Here is a 24,430-nt window from a genome sequence, read left to right on the forward strand (position 1 = left end):
CTCCCGGGGGGAACCAAGGCGATGCTACGCGAAGAAAAAGGCTCGGCCCTGCTGCTTGTTGTGTTTATGATCTTATTGTTTGCGATGCTGGGTGTTGCCGTACTTGGAGCTAGCCTTGGCGGAGCCCAGCGCTCGCAAAGAAGCGAGGATAATGTCCAGAGCCTGCATCTGGCCGAGAAGGCTGTGAATGAGGCAATTGCCTCGATCTATACGGAATTCGATGGCGAGGCTTTTGATCCGCGGCAAAATAAATTAAGCGATCATTTGGATCTTTTTATCCAGACTTATAATGAAAAACGGAACGAAAATATGGACCCGTCCGATCTCCAGGTTGCGGATTCCGAATTGGATGCAGCCAAACGGCCTATTTACAGGGTGGACAAGCTGACGCGATCCGGCACAAATACAAAAACCGAAAATGGCTTGCGATTCGATGAATACCAGATTACCGTATCCGCCGAGGCGACGGTCAACGGGGCCAGACGCAAGCTGAAACAGGATGTTGTGCTGGATACCTTCCCGGATTTCCTGAAGTATGCGGCAGGCTCCGAGGGCGATGTCATCTTGAATGGTTCCCCTTATATAGCGGGAGCTCTCTATGCAGGGGATGAATTGCTGATCGATGATTATGCTCCCTATATTTATAAAGGCGTGTCCCATACAGCGGCCAGCCAATATCCTTTCCTCAATGGCAGCAAGCATCTGATTAGCCGGAATGTATTGAAATACAAAGAAAATAATATGTATAAATCATTATTGAAGCCAGATACTCCGCTGCTGGAGAAGTTTAACGCAATCGGCAGCGATATTGTCATTGAAGAGAAGAAAAAGTTCGTCTCGATCAATGTGGAGCAATCCTTCATCGACAAGCTGGTTCTCTCATCGCCTTCCTTGTCCAGCCATTATAATACGCTGCTCTTGGCAGCGAAGTCTTCCGGTCAAGAATTGAGGAGTCTGCTGGCAAGCGGTTCATATGCAAGTTCGTTCGCGGGCAGGCTGGGTCCGCCAGTCGAACCCCAGCCCTCTGATGGTTCGGATGCAGATACGATCCGCTATAATAGCGAGCTGCAGGAGCTGGAGCAGAAGCTTACGGGACTGACACAATCCACTTTAATTAGCGGTACGGTAACATTGGGGGATACACTCCGGGAAATCAGCTTCAATCCCGGATCCAAAGCCCGTGGCGACTGGCTTATTATTAATGGCGATCTGATCGTAGAGGATGCAGCCGATCCTGCCAGAATCAATGCCAATATTCTCGTTACAGGCGATATCGTGCTAAGAGGGAAAATTAACATCGATGCGACCATTTTCTCGTTAGGAAATACAGAGGTGATGGATGCGTCGATCCGGGGGCTGGCCGATAAACAGATGGTGTTAATTTCCAAAGGGGAAATTAATATCTACCGGGTGGATTCATTTGAACCATTAGGCGGGAATGAAAAATCGCTGGACGCATTCTTTTATACCGATGGGCGAGCCGAACTGTATGGTGTCGGTTCGACCTTCCAGCTCAGCGGCGGTTTTTTTGCCCGGATGCAGCTGACGATTAATGCGGTACAGGGTGATACGAAACCCGATCCAACCGGTTCTACGCTTCAATTTGATAATCAGTCGAGCAGCATGGCTTCGGCTCAGACGAATTCCAGATTTCAAATCCAGTACAACCCGAAGGTCTTTTCCGACCAGAATGTGGGTCTGCCCCGTGTGAACAAGATCAGGGTGACGACCGGAAAGAAATGGCTGGAATAAGCCGAGCCTGCCCCAATACCCGATGGATAGGGTATGAGCTTTATGATGCACGGCTATTTTTGAGAGACGCTGCGAAGCGTCTTTTTTTGCTCTTTTCTAAAATATGAAATTATCTCTACATTTTATTTTCAGTAATGAACTAAAGAGCAGGATAAATTAGCAACATCGTCGAAAATTGTAAAGCCAATATTTCCAAAATAAGGGGACGAGAGTATGCAAGGATATAATGTTCTTATGATATACAATAAAGATATGGACCGGTTGCTGATGTGCAAACGATTAAAGAACCCTTATAAAGGATTAAGTAATCTGGTTGGCGGTAAAATTGATATTGGTGAAGCAGGATTGGAAGCTGCTTACAGAGAGCTTTTTGAAGAAACAAATATTTCTAAAGAAAACATCACCTTACATCACCTAATGGATTTCAAATACTATGTTCAACGTTGCTATGTTGAAGTCTATGTTGGCAAATTGAAATGTGATGTAGTTGTATCAGGTGATGAAAATGACTTATACTGGTCAGATTTGAATCAAGACTTTTTTGATATGACCTTATTTGCGGGTGAGGGTAATATTGGGCATATGATTGAGCAAGTGAAGATGAGCAAATATTTTCTGACTGATGAAATTCTCGCACAACAATAAAAAGGTTCCCAGTTAACCGCCTTTTCTGTAAAGGCGGTATTCTGTTTGTATAAATCAATAGTATACTTCAGCTAAGATGACTTAGATACATGGAAGCTTAAGCCTACTGAAAAGAAAAAGCCCGGCATATCCAAAAAGGGATGCGCCGGGTCTTTCGGCTTATTCTATAAGCGGATTAATAGCGGTCCCCATCCGTCACACTGACGGGAATGATTTTGGACAGATATACCGGATCGGCAGGATCAAGCTTGTATTGAACGGTGATTTTGCTTGTTCCGCCCTTTACGCCGGTTAATCTACCCGTATTCCGGTCTACCCTGACGATGGCCTCATTGCCGCTTGTCCAAACCATGGTATTTTTGATTTCACCGCTGAAATGGTCCGGCTTGATCGTGATCAGTTCCTTCAGCTCCATCGATTGGTTAACCCCGACCGTCTGCTTGCCGGGTGCGCTCACATCAATAACCGATACTGTTGTGGAAACAGGGATGCTGAAGCCAGAGGCGGTGGTGATCGTAGCCGTGACCTCATAATCGCCGCTTGAATCATCTCCAGTCAGTATATGTTCGGATATGGAACTCCCATTCGTTAATGTGGCGCCTGCGGCCACTTGCGACCAGACGACTGTGAAATCTGCAGGAATATGCTCCAGACCATCCGGCCAGAAGAGGCCGAGCATGGTACTGGCGCCTTTGGCTATACGGTTCTTATCGCTTTTCAGGACAGGAGGACTGACGATATAGATCGGCTTCCCGACGCTTGCGATAATCTCGTCATTCCATTTCACTTTCGCCTGAATATCTGCGGTTCCTTTTTTGGATGCCGCCAGGGAGCAGGACGAGCCTTCGAAGACGCACGAGGCGATGTCACTGCCAAGCGTCCAGTTCCAAATCACCTTGTCGCTCATACTGGCCGGCAGCCCCACCTTGCCCGACCACCACGCGGTGACTTCCGGCTTGGGATTCTCGCCTATGATGAAAGTATCTGCTGCCGATAGCTGAAGGGAATCGATTGCAACTGATTTCGCGACGGTAAATACATAACCGGTATTCGTCGTGATTACCGCCTTGAGTGTCAGGACACCCGGCGATACCGCTTTGAGCGTTATGCCGGAATCGTTTTTGCTAATTACCGATGCGAAACTTGATGGCTGCTCCCAAACCACGGATTTGATCGCAGGTGCGCCTCCATTCCAGACAAGCTGGAATGACGATGAATTATCCTTATGAATAAAATCGGGGCCGCTAATGCTTGCAATTCGGCTTACAACCGTTACCTCATAGGTGGCTGTAATGATTTCGCCATTATCCAGCGCTGCCGCTGCCGTTACGGTTACAGTCCCCGCTTGCTTGCCTTGAAGCTTCTGGGTGCTGCTGTTTCCTCCGGACAGGAAGGCTTTGGCGGGATCCGAGCTGGTCCAGACGACCGTTCCTAGCGCTCGTCCTGCATCCGTCCAGGCGGCTTGAAGGTTAATTTCATCCCCGGTTCCTACGTTTGCCGGACCGGTAATTTGAAGAGAAGGATTAACAATGTCAATTTCCCTGGTGACGGTGAACGAATAGCCGGTATCGGTCACGATCGTGGCGGCTACTTGAACGGATCCCTTCTTTTTGCCCGTTACCGTTCCAGTGGAGGAAACTCCGGCGAATGCCCCTTCGGCCTGCCCCACGCTCCAGGCCACTGTATACGAATCCGGCTCTCCATCAGGCCATTGCAAGGTCATGGGGGCGCTGCTTCCGACCATGATACGGGAGCTTCCTTCTATGGATGGCTTGCCGAGTACGCGGGCATCCATGGTTTTGGAATAGGTTTTGATGGATGTTGTGCCCCGATACTGAACAGTGACCTCCCCTTTGACCTGAATGCTGCCGGGCTCAACGCCTTTAAGCTGCCCGGTCCAGTTTCCGCTGCTTCCAGTTGTGGATGTCATCTGAGCTTCACCAGAGCCTGACACAGAAGAGACCGTCCAGACCAGGCCTCCTGCATCGATATCTTCATTGGAGGCTTTGGCTAAAAGCGCCGTTATGGGAATAACGCCACCAACGACCACTTTGGTCGGTCCCGATAGCGTCAGCCCGCTCTGAATCACGGTTATATTGGAGACTGCGCTCAAGCCGCTGTAGGAATCCGTTACTGTAATCCGGGCGCGACCGGGCCTCATGCCCGTCAAGGTTCCGTTGTCGTTGACTTTGACAATGGAAGGGTCGCTTGAGGACCAGGTGAAGTTCCTGGTCGCATCCCTGGGCTCGAATTCTGGCAGCAGCTTGACATCATCGTCCGTTGTCGTAGGATCATCGACAGTAATGACAGCATCATTGATCCGCAGGCCAGTCAACTTGATATAGGATGCGAATGAAAGCGAGTTATAGGGCAGCCGTAACGCTATGGACTGCCCGACATCCTTATAGGTCAGATTGGCTTCGTTAAGCGTGAAATTACCCGTCGCTGCTGCTTTGGCTGTGACCGTGAAGGTTAACGGTGGCGCCTGATAGAACTGCCCGCTTGCATCCAGGGCATAGACGATATTACTGAAAGAACCGTTCAACGTGTAGCCGGATGCCAGTGTGCCAGTTCGGGTAACCGATCCTGGCAGTCCGGTTATCTCCAAATTGGCCGGCAGCTTCTCCTGGAATGAAATATCTTTGATTACCAACTCCCCGCCCGAATCCATAGAAGACTTTGCAATCGGCTTCGGCACAGCCGTATAGGTGATCGTTATGGGGGCGTTTCGCTCCACCAGATTTCGGGCGGAGATGCCGCTGGCTGCACGGCTGACCTGAAGGTTGGAGGAAACGGTCTTCACTTTCACCGGTATTTCCTTGACAGTTCTGGCGCCGTTCTTATCCGTGACGATAATCTCAATAATCATGTCCCCGCCGTCAGGCAGCGGATTTGTAAAGGTCTCGTTAATGCTTACTCCGGATTGGGCGCTTAAGGATTCGTATTTTTTGTAGGTCTGGTTATTGTATTTGAAATTCACAATGACCGATAATTTACGGTCCAGCAGATCCAGATCCTCCGGCATAAAGCTGAGCGAGATATCGTGATAGCTCGGAATGAAATTATCCTGCTGCTGCGTGTAGGCAGCAGGCGTATATACCGTCACATTAGGAGCATGGTTGGAGCCAATAAAGGCACGGTACATCGTATTGACGAATAACCGCTCCTCCCAATCGGGAAAAGCATCGTTCTGAGAGCCACCGGTGAAGATATGGCCGCTGCCGGAATACGTAACATTTCCCTTGGAATAGGTGTAATAATGGTTCCAGCTGTCGTCAGGATCGCGTGTTCCGCCGCTGATGTTATACCAGGAGACTACGTTGTCGTCTTCCAGATTCAGGGTATAGTACTGGTTATGAGTGGTGGCGACTTTGGTGGCGGAGCTGCTGATATCAAAAGGGAATTGGGTCAGCAGTCCGTCATTAATTTTAACTGTTTCGGTCGAAGTCTTGGGCGCGTTCAGGCCGATATTGGTACGGGGGGCGATTTGCCCCGTAGTCGCCTGAAAATATTGCACCCATTTGTTGGTGGTCTGGCCGCTTGAGAGGTAGACCGTATCATGCGTGAACATGACGCTTTGTCCGGTATCTATAAATCGGTTGACCGCCTGCGCAGCGGCATCGTTAATACCCGCAGAGCTGTTGTAGGAATCCCGGAAACCGAAGATGAGCATATCGTATTTGCCGTTCAAATCCTTGTATCCGGAACTATTAAAGGTATCGAAGTTCATAACATCAATATCAATCGTATATTCATCGGCCGAGCGCAAATAAGATTGCGTCAAATTGGAACCTTTCTTCAGGCTGCTGTTCAAGTCATTATTAGGTGTAACCTGGAGCACCCGTACAGCTGTCACTTCGTCGTGGAACCGGATGACTCCGGAAGCGGAGTCTTTGAGCTTGCTTGCCTGGTCGACAATTTCCAGCTTCCAATAATGCAGGCCGGAATATCCCTTCGGCAATTGGAAAGCAATCTCGCCTGATGCGCCGGACAAGGTCGTTGAGGCAACAATCTGGTCCGCTGAAAATTTCAGCACCTGATCCACGCCAATGTACAGGTTGGCTGTGAGATTGCCGGCAGTGAATGTATGGGCATTTGGAATCTCAAATTTATAGATAAGCGTGTCGCCGGTTTCGTTCAGGTAACTCTGGTTGACTGTATAGTCGACCGGACTTTCCTTCATAACAAGTTCGGGACGCTGGTTCAGGATACGGCTGTTGTTATCCGAAGCCAGAGTCGCGCGCAAGCCGGTGAGCCCCGCCTGATTAATAAAGATGACATTATTGCGCGATGACCCTGCGCTGTATTTGACAAAAGCATTATATAGCTTGGCGCGGACAGGCTGCGTGGCCGATTTGCCCTGATAGAGCAGACCGCTCTTGCTGGAGGCATCGCTGTAGATGATAACCAGCTGCCCTTTGTTGATATATGAATCAATAATCTCGTTTGCTTTCAGCGTTGTGATGTCATTCATTATGCTCTTGGTATCATGGGCGCTGTTTCTTGCGCTGTCCGTTGTAAGTTCGCCGAGTGCCTGTGGATTGTATTGGCCTTTGCCGATGTAGATGGCATCGTAGCGCCCGTCGAGCTCTCCGCGCAGCGCAACAAAACGTTTCATGCTTATCGACTCGATGGACATATGGCCCTGGGGACCGAGAACGCCTTGCAAATCAGAGGCTCCGGTATCGGTGATCTCCAATATTCGGGTAATGCTGACAGAGGTCATGAATTTAGTCGCAGAGCCGGAAAAGGTGGCGCTGTTGGCCAGCAGGGAAGCGTTTGTCGTATTTGCAGCGCTGACGTAAAGTCCATTGGAAGCTTTCAATGAAATCGTCTGATCCGAATTGGTCACCAATGTGAAGGTTTCCGAAGCCCCAACGGATGAGGCCGTAGCTGCAATCAGCTTGCTGCTGGTGCTTGTGAGTGTCAAATACTTGGAATTGGCTTTCGAGCGCAGCGCCACTTGATTGGAAGCAAGGGGAATGAGATCGAACCTCTGCTGCAAATTGCTGACGCTTGTTTTACTGGCCGTCAGCGCGCCTGAATCGTTTGATACAAAACGACTATTATTCACGGATTTGACGGAAACTGTCGACAGTTCTCCGAGCGCATTCGCGATGTTTCTTTCAGAAGCGGGAACTATGGATAGCGATACAGACAGACATACGACAATAAACGCTAGAATTCCTTTTTTTGCCCACATTATCATGTTGTTTTCTCTCCTCGGAATCAGCTGTTTAGCTATGTATTTTTCAATCATTAATATAATCCAAAAGAACTAATATTTTCGGTTGCTCTATTACACTCAGAAAATGATAGAAAAACATATTATATTTCACATGTATAAAAAGAATTATTGTCTTATATATCGACATCAGTGTATACTTGTTTAACACCAAATTCCACAATATAGGATATTTTTTCGGATATTTTTTAAAAGTATTAAGAGTATTTATAAATATGTAGGTCTATATGACTATATATGTAATATTTCAATAGTTGTTTCGATAGAGAAAGGAGTGGCTTGCCGTGAGCACCGTCAAAAAAAGGTTGGGCGATTTGCTGGTAGAGAGCCAAGTTATATCGGACGAGCAGCTCAAGGAGGCCCTTCAGGAACAAAGCAAAACCAAGCAGAAGCTGGGCGATTTATTAATTACCCAGGGCTACATAACCGAGCAGCAGTTGATCGAGGTATTGGAGTTTCAGCTTGGAATACCCCATATCAGTCTTTTTAAATATCAGATCGACCCGTCTCTGACCCAAATCATTCCCGAAAGCCTGGCTCGACGTTACCAGGCCATTCCCGTCCAGAAGGAAGGCGGGAAGCTCATGGTGGCGATGGCGGACCCGCTCGATTATTTCGCTATTGAAGAGCTGCGGATGAGCACGGGGTTCCGGATTGAGCCGGCGATCTCCAGCAAGGATGAATTGCAGCGGGCGATTGCCCGTCATTACGGCCTCCAGGACTCTATGAGCCAAATTATGACCGATCTGCCATCCTATGAGGATTTTCGCGAAACGGAAATTACGGATGAAGACTCGCCTGTAGTCCGCCTGGTCAATCAGATGATCCAGCAGGCTGTCCAGCTTCAGGTTTCCGATATCCATGTGGATCCGGGCGAGGGCACTGTGGCGATACGCTACCGGCTGGACGGCGTTCTGCGCACGGAGCGCCTCATTCCCAAGCAGATGCAGGGTTTTATTACTGCTCGTCTGAAAATCATGGCCAAACTGAATATTGCGGAACGCCGCCTTCCGCAGGATGGGCGCATGAAAATGCAGGTCGATTTCAAGACCGTCGATATCCGCGTCTCCTCCCTGCCTACCATTCATGGCGAGAAGATCGTACTGCGGATTCTCGATCTGAGCGTCGGCGTCAAAGCCATCGACCAGCTCGATCTCAGTCCACGCAACTATGAGGCCTTCAAACGGATGATCGAGGTTCCTTACGGGATTATATTGATTACCGGTCCCACCGGAAGCGGCAAGACAACAACGCTCTATTCCGCGCTGAGCCATCTCAATCGGGAGAGCGAGAACATTATTACTGTCGAGGATCCGGTGGAGTATCAGTTGGAAGGGATTAATCAGGTTCATGTCAATCCGGCGATTGGTCTTACGTTTGCCGCCGGTCTGAGGTCTATCCTTCGCCAGGATCCCAACATTGTCATGGTAGGGGAAATCCGGGACGGAGAAACGGCGGAGATCGCGATCAGAGCTTCGCTGACAGGTCATTTGGTTCTCTCTACCTTGCATACGAATGATTCCGTCAGTACGGTAACCCGGTTCCGGGATATGGGGGTCGCGCCTTACCTGATCGCATCCTCTCTGATTGGTGTTGTGGCCCAGCGCCTGGTCCGCCGGGTATGCCCGGACTGCAGGGAGGCCTATGAGCCAAGCGGACAGGAAGTGATATTCCTCCATAACCATGGCGTGCAGACGGACAAGCTTTACCGCGGCGGTGGCTGTGGCAGCTGCAACAAGTCCGGTTACCGTGGACGGGTGGCGATCCATGAGGTGCTCGGCGTTAACGATACGCTTCGGAAGCTGATCGGTGAAGAAGCTTCCGTGCAGGAGATGAGAGCCGCCGCTCTGCGTGATGGACTAGTATTTCTCATGGATGACGGTCTGGACAAAGCGGCGCGGGGAATCACAAGCCTGCAGGAAGTGCTGCGCGAGACGGTAGTGCATGAAGGATAAGGGAGTGTAATAGCTGTGGATAACGAATTGGAGCACATGAGAGAACTGCTGCGCACGGCGCATGAGCATCATGCATCGGACCTGCATATTTCGGTGGGATCGCCGCCTGTCATGCGCGTTCACGGCGAGCTCCGGTCTGCCGGCGGTGAGCCGATTACATCTGTCCAATCGCGGAGCATGGCCATGTCGCTGCTAAGTGAAGAGCAGAAGGCCCGATTTGAACAGGCGGGGGAGCTGGATTTCTCTTATGAGCTGGATGGCTGCTCCCGTTACCGGATCAATGCCTTTCTCCAGCGAGGCAGGGTGAGCATTGCGGCCCGCACGATCCCTAGCGTGATCCCGACACTTGCGCAGCTGCAGATGCCGCCGGTCATCGCTTCTCTGACAGGCAGGCATCAGGGTCTTGTTCTGGTGACTGGCCCAACGGGGAGCGGCAAATCCTCTACGCTTGCGGCGATGATCGATTATATCAACCGCAAACAGAAGAAGCATATTGTGACACTGGAGGATCCGATCGAATTTCTGCATCCCCATCTCTCCTCCGTAGTGGAGCAGCGTGAGGTGGGCAGCGATACGTTAAGCTTCTCGAGCGGTCTGCGGGCGGCACTTCGTCAGGATCCGGACGTCATTCTCGTCGGCGAGTTACGAGACCAGGAGACCATGTCCGCTGCTGTTACCGCAGCGGAGACCGGACATCTTGTATTGGCCACTTTGCATACAACGGACGCCCCCCAGACGATTGACCGGATTATCGACGCGTTTCCGAGCCATCAGCAGGGTCAGATCCGGGCCCAGCTGGCGGCGGTGCTGCTTGCTGTCATCTCCCAGCGGCTGCTGCCAAGGGTGAACGGGCAGGGCAGAGCATGCGCAACAGAAATTATGATGAATACACCGGCAGTCGCCAATCTGATCCGGACAGAGAAAATTCATCAGATCAAGAGTGTCATGCAGACAGGCAGGGCTCACGGCATGCACACGCTGGATGCCAGCATCAAGGAGCTGCTGATGCAGGGGACCGTCGATCCTGTAGCAGCCAAAGCCTATCTCGCGGAAGGAGGCTTCTGATGGCTCAGTTTGCTTATCATGTCAAGAGCGCGAGCGGCAAGCAGCTCAAGGGCATATTGACATCCATGGACAAAGCGGCTGCTGCGGAGCTGCTGCGCAAACGCGGATTAATCGTGCTCTCGCTGGAGGAGCACCGGACGACGGTAATGTCGATGGATATTTATATCGGCAATCCGGTCAAAATGGAACATTTTATTATTTTCTGCCGTCAGTTCGCCACACTTATCCGCGCGGGTGTATCCATTGTCGATGCTGCCAGCATTTTGACTGCGCAGACGGAAAGCAAGGCGCTCAAGAAAGCTTTGCATGATGTGCATTCGAGTCTGCTTCGCGGCAGTGCGTTTTCCCAGGCCGTATCGGAGCATAAGCGGATTTTTCCTTCCATGTTCATCAGCATGGTACGGGCAGGGGAGGAATCCGGCGATCTTGAAGGGACTTTGGAGCGGTTGGCCACCTTCTTCGAAAAACAGCATATGACGCGGGAGAAAATCAAATCCGCGCTCACCTACCCGGTCGTAGTCGGCTTGATCGCCATTGCCGCTGTTGTTTATTTGCTTAGCTCGGTCGTGCCTCAGTTTGTGCAGATGTTCGATTCCATGAACGCGGAGCTACCGCTCATCACGAAGGTCGTTATGGCGATGAGCAGCAGCGTCCAGCATCAGTGGTATATCTGGCTGCTTGTCCTGATCGCAATGATAGCCAGCTATCAAATCGCCAGACGCAGCGAAAAGGGAGCTTACTGGATCGATTACGCCAAATTGAAGATACCGGTATTCGGCAAGCTGAAGCAGAAAGGCTCCATTGCCCAGATGACCCGGACGCTTTCCTCGCTGTACGCCAGCTCCGTACCGATGCTGCAGTCGCTGAGCATTGTGGAGGAGGTGGTCGGCAACAAAGTGGTCGGTGGCTTTATCCGCAAATCTGCTGATTCGCTCCGGCAGGGAAATCCGCTGTCCGATCCGCTAAAGAAAGCCTGGGTATTCCCACCCCTGGTGACACAGATGATTGCCATCGGTGAGGAAACAGGCGCGCTGGATCAGATGCTGTCCAAAGTTGCGGATTTCTACGAAAGGGATGTCGAGAACACCGTTGACCGTCTCAAATCCTTGATAGAGCCGATTCTGCTTGTATTCCTGGCAGGTATTGTCGGACTAATCGTAGCGGCGATCATGCTGCCGATGTTCAGTCTTTACGGACAGATGGGTTAATAATCGGGAAGACCGCATGCTTGCTGTGAATTTGGATGTGGAGGGGTACATGAATAAGAGGAGGTGAAAAAAGAGAGGCAATATGCCGTCTGATTGATTGTATATGCAGTCAAAAAGAAACAAAAAAGAGTTTTAGGAGGAATTATTATGATTGCAACAGCATTGAAACGAGTGAAAAAAAGTGAAAAAGGGTTTACCTTGATTGAGTTATTGGCCGTTATTGTTATTTTGGGTGTTATTGCGGCTATTGCGATTCCGTTGATCAGTAATGTCATCAGTAAATCTAAAACAAAATCTGATTTTGCGACTGCTCGACAAATCTATGACGCAACCCGTATATTCGTAACTGCTGAAAAAAATGGTGAATTTAAAGAGTCAGGTGGATTAACTGTTCCGATAAAAACTCAGGGCGCTGTCACCGGATTGCAGGAAGGTGGTTATCTGGAGCCTAATATTGTACTTCCTAGCAGCAAAGAGCCAATAACCGGCGGTGAAGTTAAATTCCTGGCGACTGGTGAATTATTATATGTAAAAATAGTAACAGGAACAGATAAAACTACATTCTATAAAGGTTCAGAAGTATTAAAAGGTGAGGGTGATGTAATTACAAACAATGTTGCTCCTACTTCACCATAATTTTCTGTTTCATTCATAGAAGGAACCGGGTTAAGCCTCGGTTCCTTTTCCTAATATTTCGGAAAGCGGTCTAATCCAATGACAATCGCCATTACGATTTATGTATTTGTGCTCGGTCTGGCCTGCGGATCGTTTTTTAATGTGGTCGGTCTGCGAGTGCCTGCCGGGAAATCGATTATGCATCCGCCATCAAGCTGCACAGCCTGCGGCAGCCGGCTTGGCGCCAGAGATCTGGTTCCAGTGCTGAGCTATCTGCTCAGCCAGGGCCGGTGCCGCCGCTGCGGGGCGGAGGTCTCCGCGCTGTATCCGCTTGGAGAGCTTGCAGCCGGTTTGCTTTTTGTTTGGCTTTATTTGCGTTTCGGATTTGGCGAGGAAGCGCCGCTTGGGCTGCTTCTCGTCAGTTTGGCGGTCATCATTTCCGTGTCTGACCTGAAATATATGCTGATTCCGAATAAGGTTCTGCTTGCCTTTCTCCCTTTCTTTGTTATCGTTCGCCTCCTGGCACCCGGCGGTCAGCCTTTATGGCAATACCTTCTGGGAGCAGTCGCCGGCGGGGGAGTTATTGTCCTGATTATCCTGTTGTCGCGTGGAGGAATGGGAATGGGAGACGCCAAGCTGTTTGCCCTGTGCGGGCTGGTGGTCGGCTTTCCGCATATTCTGCTCGCCCTGATGCTGGCTTGCCTGCTCGGTACGCTGGTTGGCGGGAGTCTGCTGTTCCTTGGACTAGTGAAACGAAAACAACCGATTCCGTTTGGCCCGTTTCTGGCGGCAGGCACGATAATCGCTTATGGGTACGGCACGGCACTGATTAACGGATATCTCTCCATAATTGCCTAGCAGGATGTGATAATAAATGTTTAAGATAAACGCCAAAAGAGTCGGTTTGACGATCGATCAATCCGGCGTCCGGTATGCGGTGATGCGCAGGAGAAAAACCTGGGAGCTGGAGAGCAGCGGCATGCTTCCCCTGCCGGAGGGGACGATTGTCAATGACCAGATTATGCAAGTGAATGAGCTTCAGAGCGCGCTCAAGCAGTGGGCCAAACAGGAGGGGCTAGCCGGCTCTATAGCTGTCCTGGCGGTTCCCACCTCGCAAATTATCGTCCGCAAAATGAGCATTCCGACTGTCCTTGATCGTGAAGTACGCCAGCTGGTGGAGCTTGAAGTCGAAACCTCCCTTCATTTGCCCTTCGAGGATCCAGTCTATGATTATCTCAAATTAGACAAAAACGAAGACAGCACGCAGGTGCTTGTTTTTGCCGCTCCGCGCAAGCCTATCGAAATCTGCGCAGAGGTTCTGAAGGAAGCGGGCATCCGAGTGAGCGGAGCCGAAATCGTGTCAACGGCGCTAGCCCGCGCTATTTACCCGAAACCGGATCAGCCGCTGACTGAAACCATGCTGGTCCATATAGACGATACCTCCCTGGAAATTCATATGTTTCATGACGGCAATCCGGTATTCATCCGGGTTATAAATTTTCTGGAGAGCAGCGAATACGGGGAAGCAGGCTTGTCCGATCTCCAGCTCGCCGAATGTTCTGCGGAAATTTCCCGGATGCTCAATTTCTATCAGTTCGGTCTCCATGAGGGCAGCACACGAATTACCACGGCAGTCGTCACGGGTGCCGGAGAAAGCAAAACGAGGCTTCTTGAAACACTTCGTCAATCTCTACCGGATGTGGAGATCCGCGGGAAACAAAGCGAGGCCGTTCTGGGGCCGGGGGAAGACGAAGCCTATCTGATTGCCGCCGGATTATCGATTCCTGCGGAGAAAGGTGCCGGTATCAATCTGCTTCCACGCGTAGACATGGAAGCCAGGCAGCTTCCTTATGTAATGGTTGCAAGCCTGGTATTATGGGTGGTCGGGCTTGCGCTGATCGGTTATCTCTATATGAATGCCAAATCGGACGCGGCCAGCTATGACAGGCAGATTCTGGAGCTGGAGGATAATCTGGTTCTTCTGGAGCACGGACTAATCGCCGGACAATCCGGTGCGGACGGTGCCAAGTCCAATCCGCTGGAGCTCATCGAACGCCTGAGCAGCCAGAAGAAGGATCCGGTTGTGTATATTCGCCTGCTTGAAGACAAGCTGCCAGGCCAGGGACTGATCCGCAGTCTCACCTACTCGGCCGAAGGGCAGATGACCATGACGGCAAGCTTTAAGAGTATGCAGGATGCTTCGCGCTATTTGCTCGATTTGCGGCAGGGCGGACTGACGCAAAATACTTTTCTTCAAAGCATCGAACAATCAACATTCAGAGCGGATCAATACACCGCAACCTACATCATTTCTTTGAAAGAAACGGTCAGGGAAGGGGAAAGCAATGGAACAGCTGAATAAGAATCGTAAGCTCGCCTTGCTGCTTGTTGCCCTGATGTTCCTGGTTCTATTGGCGGTTTATATCTATATGCTTCTTCCCAAGACCCGGCAAGTATCCGATCAGCAGGACGTCATTGCCAGGCTGGAGAGTCAAACCCGTCTGCTCCAGAAAAAGCTGGATGAGAAGAAATCGAGCGAATCCAAATACTCGCAGGAAACGGTTCAGGCCGCACTCCCGCTATGGGATAATACAGAGCAAATGTTGATGGATCTGGAGCAAATCGGAAAAACGACCCGGGTTCAGAATGTATCGCTTGCTTTTGCAGCTGATTCTGGCGTTGACAATGAGACTTCCGCGCAGCAGGATGTCATGTCGGCGGTCAGGGAATTGAAGATCTCTTCGTCCATTAAAGGGAGCTATGCCGATATTTTGACTTATATAAGCCGTCTTGAGGCTTTGCCCCGGCTGATCAAAGTAGACAATCTGGAGATTACCAAGCCGGATGCTTTCCAGAACAATGCCGCTATGATAACGGTCAACTTATCCTTTACGGCCTATTATGACCCTTCTTATAAGGATCTGGTTGATGAACAGCAGCTACCGTTTATGAAATAGTCCGACCCCGAGGCGGATAACCGGCGGACCTGCTTGCCATTTGCGGCAAGGGGTCTGTTTTTAAACATACGAACATAGCTTGAAATAGGGTCCTGTGGTAATATAAAAAGGATCATAAGACAGAATTTTGACGAAACGAGGGAGACGATGGCCATGTCATTTTTCGATAAAATGAAGCAAGGCGCCAGCGACGCTGCCAAAAAAGCGCAGCAAACGGTTGAGATTACCAAACTCAAATCACAAATTTCCAGTAAAGAGAAAGAAAAGGATAAATTATTTTATCTGATTGGAACCGCCATCTATGCTTCCCATCGCGAAGGGAATATCGCTGCCTCGGAGGAAGAGGTGGTCAGCCACTGCCAGAAGGTGGATGGCCTGAATCAGGAGATTGATTTCCTGGATGAACGGATCAAGAATATCCGGTTTGAGAAAACCTGCCCTACCTGCAGTATCGTTGTTCCGCTGGATACACGTTTCTGTCCCGGATGCGGCACGGGTTTCCCGGAAGAACCAAGACCCGAGAACACCATAGGCGAAATACGTGTCATCTGCAGTCATTGTTTGACGGAGAATGATTTGAGCAGCAAGCATTGTCTGACCTGCGGGAACAAGCTGTCCGGACAGGATCCCCAGAATCTGGAATTGATGGACGGAGAACCCGAAAGATAAATTTTTGTAAATCCTGTATAGTTTGGCAAAGCGGCTTTCAGTGCATGCACCATGCATATGAAGGCTTTTTTGGCATGTCATGTTTTTTTGTCTGATGGAACGGTTATGCTAGATGCTGCCAGTCTTTTCCTTTGGCCCGCCGAGGGTTGTTTTGGAGGCGCTCAAACAAGTTGCGCTATGGCATAAAAGTAAACCCATCGCCAACACTGTTTCTCTAGACCCACATGCTGGCTATCAAGTAAACTGTTAAGGCACATATCTTGACAGATATGACTGATGAATAAAAATTCAGCATGATAGGCCGTATATTCGATGGACGGTTTGCATAGGAAGGGGTGCTGGGCCTTGGCAAACCAGTATCAAGAGATCAGGCAAGGCGAAAAAGGAGCTTGGGTCAGCATTGGCGCTTATGTGATATTGTCAGCGGCCAAGCTGGCAGCCGGTTACGGGTTTGTATCGGCAGCTCTCGTTGCGGACGGCTTCAATAACCTGACGGATATTATCGCCTCGGCTGCAGTGCTGATCGGGCTTCGTATATCACAAAAACCCCCGGATGAGGACCATCCTTACGGCCATTTCCGGGCGGAAACGATTGCGGCGCTGATCGCGTCCTTTATTATGGCGACCGTAGGCATTCAGGTACTGATCGACGCTTGCAAATCGTTGTTTGCCGACCACCGGACTGCGCCCGCTCTATTCTCGGCCTGGATTGCGCTTGCGGCAAGTGCGGTCATGTTCGTGGTTTATATCTATAACCGGAGGCTGGCCGTGCGGATTAATAATCAGGCTTTGATGGCGGCGGCCAAAGATAATTTGTCAGATGCCCTGGTCAGTATTGGAGCGGCGGTTGGCATTATAGGCGCACAATTCGGACTGCCGTGGCTGGATCCGGTTGCGGCGCTTGCAGTAGGATTCATTATTTGCAAAACAGCCTGGGAAATTTTTTATAGTTCCACACATGCCCTTACAGATGGTTTCAACGAGAAAGAGCTTCACTCGCTGCGCGGAACGATTGAAGGCACGCAGGGTGTACGTTCGATTAAGGATATCAGAGCGCGCATTCACGGCAGCAATGTGTTGATTGATGTCGTCGTCCAGGTTGATCCGGACCTTACTCTTCTGGAGAGCCATCGGATCAGCGATGAAATCGAACGGCGGATGGAACGCAAACACAACATCATGAGTGTCCATGTCCATGTAGAGCCGCTAGGGTTGGAAGAATTAACCCAGCCCGGTTCTTGAATGAAGTGAGACGGCTTTTTCCAAAAAAATAAACCGGCGGTGTCCCAGACAGCGCTATTTTTTTTGCATTTTTTATTCTAAAATCGGCTGCAATGCTCATAGAATAGCCATCTAACGGACTTTTTTGGTCGATTCACAAGAAAAAGTGTTCTGTTTTCCCTGGATTTGGGTAAGAAGAGGTAAAAGCCTATAAGGGCTTATGCTTTGTTGTTTGGAGGTCAATTTTCCATAGATCATGTTGCGAAAGGATACAAGGCGGCTTATTGGAGCGGTTCAATAAAAAAGGAGGCGTTATTATGCTTTTGCCAGTGGAATCCAAACAAATTGCTTACTGCTCGTATAACGAAAATGAATCCGTGCTGCATGTCTATTATCATACCGGTGAAATTATCGCGTTTCCTTCCATAAACAAATTTGAATTTCAAGCTATTATTGAAGCGACCAACCGCTACGACACACTAATGAACATCACGCAGAAAGGGCATGAATTGACGAGCTTCCGTGTGGAATGGCAATCGATGAACGCCGATACCTGGCAGAATATATAAATCGTAGAATACAGATAAATCCATTATGAAAAATATTTAATGACTATCCTGTTATTTTACGAAAATTGCCCCCCATATGAATCATGACGCTGTACTTGGAAACAATTACCTGGCCATGCCGGAGACCTTCCATATCTAGGGCTAAAGTACTTGCTCTGGGACCCCTAGTAAATGGATGATGATTGTCCTGGAAGCAAGATTTACCAAAGCCTTTGAAGCATAGGCATCCCTTTAAGGGGTGTTTTTTGCTTTTGTATGATAACGCTTACATAATACCTATATCCTATCTATTCCATGGTAAATTAAGCCGTAAGTATGATTTATGGATGAAAGAAGCCGACCGTACAATGTAAAGGGCGTGATTGGTCCGAATGGACAAAACAGGAAGGAGACCGGCAAAAGGACTTGCACTCGCGATGATTGCAATGGAATGCATGGATCAACCTGTCCAGACTAAAAAATGGAGGTCATACTGGAATGAAGAAGTTTACAACTATGATTTTGACCCTTATTTCAATTTTATTATTGGCAGCACCTTTTACCGCGATGGCGGCACCCGCGGACAACGCCGTCCAGGCAAGCTCTGCAGGCGGAACGATTGTTTCCTCTGTCTCCTTTCGCCAAGGACCATCGACAAGTGCCCCGCGTATGCGCTATATGAGCAGGGGAGAAGTCGTATCCGTGATCAGCCAGCCGAATGCTTACTGGTATAATGTTCGGGATTCACGGGGAGTGACCGGATATGTCAGCTCGAACTCACGATACATAAATCTGTCAGGAAAGCCTGCAGCGCCGGGCAATTCCAGTAACGGAAGCCCATCCCAGCAGGTTGAGAAAGTCATTTCTGCAGGTATGAAGTACTTGGGGACCCCTTATGAGTACGGCTCCAACCGGAACACGACGAGAACCTTTGACTGTTCCGATTTTGTGCGGACCGCGTTTAAAGACGCGCTCAATCTCACTATACCGGCGGATTCCCGGCAGCAGGGGAATTACGTCAAACAAAAGGGCGGCGTTAAAACAAGCTGGCAGCAGCTTAAACGCGGGGATCTGATGTTCTTCATGTCCTATAAAGGAACCTCCGCCTCATCCTATTCAGGGGTCAATAAATCGACTGCTACCATTACGCATGTGGGCATTTATCTGGGCAACGGCCAAATTCTGCATACCTATTCCAAAGCATCGGGCGGAGTCCGAACCGATAATATTGCAGGCAAGCATTGGGAGCATCGCTTCCTGTTCGGCGGAAGTGCATTATAATAGCGGCAATAAAAGAAGGAAACCCCGTTATAACAGAAGCTCTGTTATAACGGGGTTTCCTGGTTCTATTCATGATTGAATGAGTGTGGCAGCGCCTTCCGCTTCCGAAAATTAAGGGGCAACGCTGCGCAGGACCGTCATCTCACCGTCCAGTTCATAGTTTCCGAGGCTGGCCGGGAGAAGGAAACATTCTCCGGCTTTGACCGCCTGCTTACCGCCATTCCAGCTGATCTGTCCGTTACCTTCAGCAATAACCAGAATAACGAAGCTCTCCGGAGTAGTGGCGAGCTTCCACGGTGCGCGGACCAGTCCTTTTTCAACAATAAAATAAGGGGAGCGGGCAATTTGCAGCCATTCATTAGGCTGAGCCTGGTCTGTCTTCATGCGGGTTGCGCCAGCGCCCTCATAAGCGATAACATTCAGCGAATCTTCAATATGAAGCTCGCGGAGCTGGCCGTCAAGGCCAGGGCGGTTATAGTCAAATACCCGGTAGGTCGTATCGGAATTCTGCTGAATTTCGGCGACAACGACGCCTGCGCATAACGCATGGACAGTTCCGGCCGGTATATAGAAGGCGTCGCCAGCTTGCACGGGCACTTCCTGAAGGCAATCCATGACCTTGCCGTGTTCGATAGCCTCAGCCAGCGCTGCGCGGTCAACGCCTTCCTTTAGGCCATAGATGATTTTTGCCCCCGGCTTGGCTTCGAGAATATACCACATTTCCGTTTTACCAAGCTCGCCCTCGGGAAGGCCTTCATAATCATCCGTGGGATGTACCTGAATCGACAAATCATCGTTACAGTCCAGAAGCTTGATCAGCAGCGGGAATCTGCCGTTACGCTCGGAAAATCCCCTGGTTCCAAAAAATTCACGGCCATATTGTTCCCTAATGTTGTCAAGTCCCAGACCGACCAGCTCGCCGTTCATCACTTTGGTTGTACCGTTAGGGTGATCGCCGATCATCCACCCCTCTCCAATTACGCCTTCCGGAAGTTCCAATCCAAACTGCTCCAGAGCGCGGCCTCCCCAGATACGTTCTTTCATTTCAGCTTTAAATTGCAGTGGATATGCTTGTGTCAATCGAATCTCTCCTTATCTATATAAGTGCAGGGTGTTTATTTGGAAGCAGGGGCTGGCTGGAACATCTCAAGAAACTCGCCATCAGGGCCATAAAAGAAAAAGTAGCGGGCCCCATTTGGCAGTGTCGTGATTTCGGTGTCTTTAAGCGGAACACCTAGCGCCCTGATACGGACAAATTCCGCTTCGACATCATCGACGGTAAACGCTGTATGGTGGGTCCGGCCTTCAGCGGCCAGCTCCCCGTCATAGCCTTCGACCAGCTCAAGCTCGGATTCATGAGCGTCAGCTCCCGCAAGGAAGGCTAGGCGGATAACTCCGTTGGTATGGGTCATAGTGTACAAATGCTTCAATCCGACAACTTCCGTATAAAAAGGGATGGAACGGTCAAGGTCTTGAACCATAATTCCGACATGCTCCAATTTTCGTACTGCCATAGTGGTGGGCCTCCTTATTATAGAACCGCTTTATTATAAGAACCGAAGGATCAGAAGACATTCAGGTCCGGCTGGTCTTCTTCTCCACCGCAAGCAGAAAAGGGGCCGCCGGTTTTTGCGGCATCCGGTAAAGAACGGCTTGTCCCTCAACGGAAGGCAGTTCAGCTGCCCATTCTTCCACTGCGGCCGCTTCGCTGTCTCCTCCCGGGTGGCCGGGATAGAGGACTACAGTAAGGATACCGCCGGTCCGAAGCAAGTCAAGCGATGCCTCCAGAGCGGCAAGTGTGGATGACGTTTCGGTAATGATCGACGCATCCGCGCCGGGACCTGGAAGATAGCCCAGGTTAAACATGACCGCGGCCAGCCTGTTCCGGTGAGCCTGCCCGATATATGCAGCCATTCCGGCATGGCTCCCATGGATCAGATGGAGCTCCGGGAGCCGTTCATGAGGAACCGACGCCAGACGCTGACGGGTGCGCTTAAGTGCCTGCTCCTGAATATCAAAGGCGTACACACATCCGCGCCGGCCGGTACGTTCGGCAAGAAACAAAGTATCATTGCCGTTGCCGCATGTTCCGTCAATGGCCGTATCGCCGGGAGAGAGGCGCTCGGCAACCAGCTTGTGAGCCATGCCAAGCACAGATAGAAATCCCATTCTCCTTCTATGCCTCCCACAACCGGCCCTGCCATGTATTTCGGCGGCTGAGCTCCTGGTCGATCGCGTTGAGCACTTCCCATTTCTTCAGGCTCCACATGGGGCCGATAAGCAGATCGCGCGGCGCATCGCCGGTCAGACGATGAACAATCATCTGGGGGGGAAGAAACTCCAGCGTATCCGCGATCAAACCAATATATTCATCCTGATCGAGAAAACGCAGCAGGCCGGCTTCATACTGGCGGACCATAGGTGTCTTGCGCATCAAATGAAGCAGGTGGATCTTGATGCCCTGTACATCCATAGCGGCGACAGCCCTGCCCGTATCCAGCATCATCTCATGCGTTTCCTGGGGCAGACCGTAAATGATATGTGCGCATACCCGTATGCCGCGTTTCCGCAAACGTTGGACGGCATCCAGATAGCATGCCGTATCATGGGCGCGGTTGATCAGTGCAGAGGTGGACTCATGAACCGTCTGGAGGCCCATTTCAACCCACAGATAGGTTCGTTCATTCAGCTCCGCCAGATAGTCTACGACATCGTCGGGAAGGCAATCCGGACGAGTTGCAATCGACAAACCGACGACTCCAGGCTGGCAAAGAATTGCTTCATAATATTCGCGAAGCTCTTCGACAGGAGCGTAGGTATTGGTGTAGGCCTGAAAATAACCGATATAACGGGCATCGGGCCATTTCTGATGCTGCAGGTCCCGAATGGTATTGAACTGCGTAACCAGATCATTCCGGCGGCTGCCGGCAAAATCCCCCGAGCCGCGTGCGCTGCAGAAGGTGCAGCCGCCGGCAGCGATGGAGCCGTCGCGGTTGGGGCAGGTGAAGCCTGCATCCAGCATGACCTTAAACACCTTGCCTCCGAATTGTCCGCGCATTTCATAGTTCCAGGTATGGAACCGTTTGTCCGCCCACAATGTTGGTTTGGCGGCGGTAGTGTCAATCTGCTTGATAGCTTGCATTTTTTGTTCTCCTCATGCCTGCAGAGGCTGTTCATTCATTCTTTTCATTAGGGAACAGCACCTGCAAGCCGTCATGGCTTACTCCCCCAATTGTATCGAAATTTTCAGCGGAACGCTACGCCGCAACCGTTATTGAATAAACATCCCGTGTTTGCCGGTGGCGGGAACTCTTCGCTGGCTGGAAATAAAACAGTGGAATTTCACTGAAAAAGCTTGCTGTACCTTACATATAGTGTTATATTAAAAGTGCGGAAAATCAACATTTTCATTAATTTTATCCTCACTACAATCACTTGTCATAGCTTGTCGGTTTTCTGGAAATCGTATTGACTAAAACCGTGAGGTGATTCTGGATGAATACGCAAGTGAAAATTCCCCAAGGGGATGAGAAGATTACCGTTCAATTAACCCGCAAAGAAATGATGGCTTTGGCTGGCATTCGTTTTCATGGCAATCACAATATTGAAGTTTCCGCACGCAAAAAACTAAACGAAGCTTTGGTGGAAACGTATGAATCCGACAATGTTCAGCCGCGTCAGATCATTAATTAAATCCCCATAGTCCACTTAAAACTTTGATTATCATTTTTCAATAAAGCCGGGCGGCGTTTATGACGCCAGCGGCTTTTTGTTTTTTAGCCGCGTTTTTTTTGGACCTCGGTTGATTCCTGGTCGCTCTCTGCTCTTTACAAGCGTGCCGTTGCTTTGGCACAATAAGGACGGACAAGGGCTAATGAGATATTGGAGGAATGAAACAACTATGCGTCTTAGAGGAAGAAAAGGAATACGCGAAAGCTTGGAAGCGCAGCCGGAACTGGTGGTTCTTGAGGCGCAGCCTCATAAAGGACGCTGGCATGAACTATTCGGCAACGACCATCCCATTTATGTGGAGCTTGGCATGGGGAAGGGCCGGTTTATTACCGATATGAGCGTCCGCAATCCCGATATCAATTATATCGGCATCGATATGTATGATGAACTGATTCGCCGTGCAAGCGACAAGGCACGTGTCGCCTGGGCGGAAACAAGCGAAGAGAATCCATGCAACCTGGCGCTCGTGCTCGCGAATATCGAGACCATTGAAGAGATCTTCGCACCAGGGGAAATCCAGCGCATTCATTTGAATTTCAGCGATCCCTGGCCGAAAAGCAAACATGCACGCAGAAGATTGACCCACTCGCGTTTTGTAGCGAAATATATCGAAATTCTTAATGAATGGGGAGAAATTCACTTTAAAACGGATTCCGAGTCCCTTTTTGAATTTTCACTGAACAGCTTTGCGGATATGGAGCTTCCTATGCGCAATATTTCTTTGAACCTGCATAAGGACGGATTGCGCGATGACCTTGTCCTGACGGAATATGAAGCCAAGTTTGTCGATCGCGGCAATCCGATTTACCGGTTGGAGGCCATCATAGGCAAAAACTCGCTTGCTGAGCATCGCGAAACCAAGCGGCATGCTCAATTGAAGGACCAGGTAGTGCAGACAAGCATTGAGGTTGCCGAGCCCAATACGGCGCCTGCCACCACATCCGAAGGATAATGCAGCCCCAGATACATTCGCGACCATGCCACGGATATGCCAAGGATGAGAGCGGCCGGCAGCAGCAGAGGCAGCAGGGCGGCGTCTGCTGCCAGCCAGGGGATCAGCCAGGCGAATATCGCAGTCGTGTGCCCGGAAGGAAAGGAAGAATCACACAAGGGCTTTAGAACCGTATTGACTTTAGGCAAAGCCTGATGCGGTCTCAGCCGCCTGAATTTCCGCTTCACGACCGCGACCGGAATATGGCTGATTGCGACGGCGGCTGTAGCTTGCCACCCTGCGGTTCGCCAAGGGTCAGGCGCGAGCAGTGCGCAAAGAAGCGCACTGCTCAGTGTAAATGTGGCTCCGCCTGTATGCGTAATGGTATTCAGCCATCTTCCCAGCCATCTTTTTAACCCCCGATGGGAAGGTCCGCGGTTCACCCACATAAAGATCCGCCGCTCATTGGATTGCAGCCAAGAAACGACCCGGCTCATCGAGCATACCTCCTTTTTTTCAATGGAGTCGAAAATCTGCATCTATTACAGTTTACAATGAAATTGTATGTACAGTATCAATCAAGAAATTTGTTAATACCTATTTAAC

The 24,430-nt window shown here is 50.2% G+C and carries 21 protein-coding genes; 15 read left to right on the forward strand and 6 right to left on the reverse strand.

Going from position 1 to position 24,430, the window contains the following annotated elements; translation table 11 throughout:
* Positions 1 to 21: 21 nt before the first annotated feature.
* Together IEY46_RS00910 and IEY46_RS00915 are read left to right on the forward strand one after the other, a co-directional pair.
* Positions 22 to 1,752 carry a hypothetical protein gene (locus tag IEY46_RS00910; protein ID WP_188988256.1) on the forward strand — a complete coding sequence of 577 codons (1,731 nt, stop codon included), beginning with the start codon at positions 22 to 24 and terminating at the stop codon, positions 1,750 to 1,752.
* Positions 1,753 to 1,965: 213 nt separating this feature from the next.
* Positions 1,966 to 2,397, forward strand: a complete 432-nt coding sequence (locus IEY46_RS00915; RefSeq protein WP_188988258.1) for an NUDIX hydrolase — start codon at positions 1,966 to 1,968, stop codon at positions 2,395 to 2,397.
* 175 nt (positions 2,398 to 2,572) lie between these two features.
* On the opposite strand, the gene IEY46_RS00920 is transcribed toward IEY46_RS00915, so the two are convergent.
* Positions 2,573 to 7,606 carry a DUF5057 domain-containing protein gene (locus IEY46_RS00920; protein ID WP_188988260.1) on the reverse strand — a complete coding sequence of 1,678 codons (5,034 nt, stop codon included), beginning with the start codon at positions 7,604 to 7,606 and terminating at the stop codon, positions 2,573 to 2,575.
* A gap of 320 nt (positions 7,607 to 7,926) precedes the next feature.
* Here IEY46_RS00920 and IEY46_RS00925 point away from each other — a divergent pair, with 320 nt between their 5' ends.
* From IEY46_RS00925 to IEY46_RS00975, 11 genes are all read left to right on the forward strand, one after another.
* Positions 7,927 to 9,597 (forward strand): GspE/PulE family protein, encoded by a 1,671-nt coding sequence (locus IEY46_RS00925; protein WP_188988262.1) that lies wholly within the window; start codon positions 7,927 to 7,929, stop codon positions 9,595 to 9,597.
* A 36-nt stretch (positions 9,598 to 9,633) separates the two neighbouring features.
* A complete protein-coding gene (locus tag IEY46_RS00930; protein WP_188991548.1) occupies positions 9,634 to 10,662 on the forward strand; it encodes a type IV pilus twitching motility protein PilT in 1,029 nt (342 codons plus the stop codon).
* Positions 10,662 to 11,870, forward strand: coding sequence for a type II secretion system F family protein (locus IEY46_RS00935; protein WP_188988264.1), 1,209 nt, complete (start codon positions 10,662 to 10,664; stop codon positions 11,868 to 11,870). The genes IEY46_RS00930 and IEY46_RS00935 overlap by 1 nt, the downstream gene beginning before the upstream one ends.
* Before the next feature lie 147 nt (positions 11,871 to 12,017).
* On the forward strand, positions 12,018 to 12,506 hold the full coding sequence (locus IEY46_RS00940) for a type II secretion system protein (protein ID WP_188991550.1): 489 nt from the start codon (positions 12,018 to 12,020) through the stop codon (positions 12,504 to 12,506).
* 78 nt (positions 12,507 to 12,584) lie between these two features.
* On the forward strand, positions 12,585 to 13,343 hold the full coding sequence (locus tag IEY46_RS00945; RefSeq protein WP_188988266.1) for a prepilin peptidase: 759 nt from the start codon (positions 12,585 to 12,587) through the stop codon (positions 13,341 to 13,343).
* 16 nt (positions 13,344 to 13,359) lie between these two features.
* A complete protein-coding gene (gene pilM / locus IEY46_RS00950; protein WP_188988268.1) occupies positions 13,360 to 14,847 on the forward strand; it encodes a type IV pilus biogenesis protein PilM in 1,488 nt (495 codons plus the stop codon).
* Positions 14,831 to 15,442: a type 4a pilus biogenesis protein PilO gene (pilO, locus tag IEY46_RS00955; protein ID WP_188988270.1), complete on the forward strand. Its 612-nt coding sequence runs from the start codon at positions 14,831 to 14,833 to the stop codon at positions 15,440 to 15,442. Before pilM ends, pilO begins: the two co-directional genes overlap by 17 nt.
* 153 nt (positions 15,443 to 15,595) lie before the next feature.
* Positions 15,596 to 16,111: a zinc ribbon domain-containing protein gene (locus tag IEY46_RS00960; RefSeq protein WP_188991552.1), complete on the forward strand. Its 516-nt coding sequence runs from the start codon at positions 15,596 to 15,598 to the stop codon at positions 16,109 to 16,111.
* A 345-nt stretch (positions 16,112 to 16,456) separates the two neighbouring features.
* On the forward strand, positions 16,457 to 17,353 hold the full coding sequence (locus tag IEY46_RS00965) for a cation diffusion facilitator family transporter (RefSeq protein ID WP_308422767.1): 897 nt from the start codon (positions 16,457 to 16,459) through the stop codon (positions 17,351 to 17,353).
* Between the two features lie 296 nt (positions 17,354 to 17,649).
* A complete protein-coding gene (locus tag IEY46_RS00970) occupies positions 17,650 to 17,901 on the forward strand; it encodes a KTSC domain-containing protein (RefSeq protein WP_188988274.1) in 252 nt (83 codons plus the stop codon).
* A gap of 477 nt (positions 17,902 to 18,378) precedes the next feature.
* Positions 18,379 to 19,161 carry a C40 family peptidase gene (locus IEY46_RS00975; RefSeq protein WP_188988276.1) on the forward strand — a complete coding sequence of 261 codons (783 nt, stop codon included), beginning with the start codon at positions 18,379 to 18,381 and terminating at the stop codon, positions 19,159 to 19,161.
* Between the two features lie 111 nt (positions 19,162 to 19,272).
* Here the strand turns inward: IEY46_RS00975 and IEY46_RS00980 are convergent, their stop codons facing one another.
* The 4 genes from IEY46_RS00980 to mnmL all read right to left on the reverse strand — a co-directional run bounded on the left by IEY46_RS00980 (position 19,273) and on the right by mnmL (position 22,303).
* On the reverse strand, positions 19,273 to 20,241 hold the full coding sequence (locus tag IEY46_RS00980; protein ID WP_188988278.1) for a type I phosphomannose isomerase catalytic subunit: 969 nt from the start codon (positions 20,239 to 20,241) through the stop codon (positions 19,273 to 19,275).
* A gap of 35 nt (positions 20,242 to 20,276) precedes the next feature.
* Positions 20,277 to 20,675 (reverse strand): VOC family protein, encoded by a 399-nt coding sequence (locus IEY46_RS00985; protein WP_188988280.1) that lies wholly within the window; start codon positions 20,673 to 20,675, stop codon positions 20,277 to 20,279.
* Between the two features lie 61 nt (positions 20,676 to 20,736).
* On the reverse strand, positions 20,737 to 21,330 hold the full coding sequence (gene mnmM / locus IEY46_RS00990; RefSeq protein WP_188988282.1) for a tRNA 5-(aminomethyl)-2-thiouridylate-methyltransferase MnmM: 594 nt from the start codon (positions 21,328 to 21,330) through the stop codon (positions 20,737 to 20,739).
* A gap of 7 nt (positions 21,331 to 21,337) precedes the next feature.
* A complete protein-coding gene (mnmL, locus tag IEY46_RS00995; RefSeq protein WP_188988284.1) occupies positions 21,338 to 22,303 on the reverse strand; it encodes a tRNA modification radical SAM protein MnmL/YtqA in 966 nt (321 codons plus the stop codon).
* Positions 22,304 to 22,656: 353 nt separating this feature from the next.
* Here mnmL and IEY46_RS01000 point away from each other — a divergent pair, with 353 nt between their 5' ends.
* Both IEY46_RS01000 and trmB read left to right on the forward strand, forming a co-directional pair.
* Positions 22,657 to 22,854, forward strand: a complete 198-nt coding sequence (locus tag IEY46_RS01000) for a hypothetical protein (RefSeq protein ID WP_188988286.1) — start codon at positions 22,657 to 22,659, stop codon at positions 22,852 to 22,854.
* Positions 22,855 to 23,062: 208 nt separating this feature from the next.
* Complete coding sequence (trmB, locus tag IEY46_RS01005; protein WP_188988288.1) at positions 23,063 to 23,845, forward strand: tRNA (guanosine(46)-N7)-methyltransferase TrmB; 783 nt, start codon at positions 23,063 to 23,065, stop codon at positions 23,843 to 23,845.
* Here the strand turns inward: trmB and IEY46_RS01010 are convergent.
* The gene (locus IEY46_RS01010; protein WP_188988290.1) at positions 23,764 to 24,321 is read right to left on the reverse strand and encodes a phosphatase PAP2 family protein; all 558 of its coding nucleotides are present in this window, start codon (positions 24,319 to 24,321) and stop codon (positions 23,764 to 23,766) included. The genes trmB and IEY46_RS01010 overlap by 82 nt on opposite strands.
* Positions 24,322 to 24,430 lie beyond the last annotated feature (109 nt).

The organism is Paenibacillus nasutitermitis (assembly GCF_014641075.1).
Lineage (GTDB): Bacteria > Bacillota > Bacilli > Paenibacillales > Paenibacillaceae > Paenibacillus_Z > Paenibacillus_Z nasutitermitis.

Coding starts and splice junctions, on each gene's coding strand:
- IEY46_RS00970 (WP_188988274.1), top strand. CDS start 17,650: ATGCTTTTGCCAGTGGAATCCAAACAAATTGCTTACTGCTCGTATAAC.
- IEY46_RS00930 (WP_188991548.1), top strand. CDS start 9,634: ATGAGAGAACTGCTGCGCACGGCGCATGAGCATCATGCATCGGACCTG.
- IEY46_RS00985 (WP_188988280.1), bottom strand. CDS start 20,675: ATGGCAGTACGAAAATTGGAGCATGTCGGAATTATGGTTCAAGACCTT.
- IEY46_RS00910 (WP_188988256.1), top strand. CDS start 22: ATGCTACGCGAAGAAAAAGGCTCGGCCCTGCTGCTTGTTGTGTTTATG.
- pilO (WP_188988270.1), top strand. CDS start 14,831: ATGGAACAGCTGAATAAGAATCGTAAGCTCGCCTTGCTGCTTGTTGCC.
- IEY46_RS00940 (WP_188991550.1), top strand. CDS start 12,018: ATGATTGCAACAGCATTGAAACGAGTGAAAAAAAGTGAAAAAGGGTTT.
- IEY46_RS00975 (WP_188988276.1), top strand. CDS start 18,379: ATGAAGAAGTTTACAACTATGATTTTGACCCTTATTTCAATTTTATTA.
- IEY46_RS00920 (WP_188988260.1), bottom strand. CDS start 7,606: ATGATAATGTGGGCAAAAAAAGGAATTCTAGCGTTTATTGTCGTATGT.
- IEY46_RS00935 (WP_188988264.1), top strand. CDS start 10,662: ATGGCTCAGTTTGCTTATCATGTCAAGAGCGCGAGCGGCAAGCAGCTC.
- IEY46_RS01000 (WP_188988286.1), top strand. CDS start 22,657: ATGAATACGCAAGTGAAAATTCCCCAAGGGGATGAGAAGATTACCGTT.
- IEY46_RS01010 (WP_188988290.1), bottom strand. CDS start 24,321: ATGAGCCGGGTCGTTTCTTGGCTGCAATCCAATGAGCGGCGGATCTTT.
- pilM (WP_188988268.1), top strand. CDS start 13,360: ATGTTTAAGATAAACGCCAAAAGAGTCGGTTTGACGATCGATCAATCC.
- trmB (WP_188988288.1), top strand. CDS start 23,063: ATGCGTCTTAGAGGAAGAAAAGGAATACGCGAAAGCTTGGAAGCGCAG.
- IEY46_RS00945 (WP_188988266.1), top strand. CDS start 12,585: ATGACAATCGCCATTACGATTTATGTATTTGTGCTCGGTCTGGCCTGC.
- IEY46_RS00915 (WP_188988258.1), top strand. CDS start 1,966: ATGCAAGGATATAATGTTCTTATGATATACAATAAAGATATGGACCGG.
- mnmL (WP_188988284.1), bottom strand. CDS start 22,303: ATGCAAGCTATCAAGCAGATTGACACTACCGCCGCCAAACCAACATTG.
- mnmM (WP_188988282.1), bottom strand. CDS start 21,330: ATGGGATTTCTATCTGTGCTTGGCATGGCTCACAAGCTGGTTGCCGAG.
- IEY46_RS00960 (WP_188991552.1), top strand. CDS start 15,596: ATGTCATTTTTCGATAAAATGAAGCAAGGCGCCAGCGACGCTGCCAAA.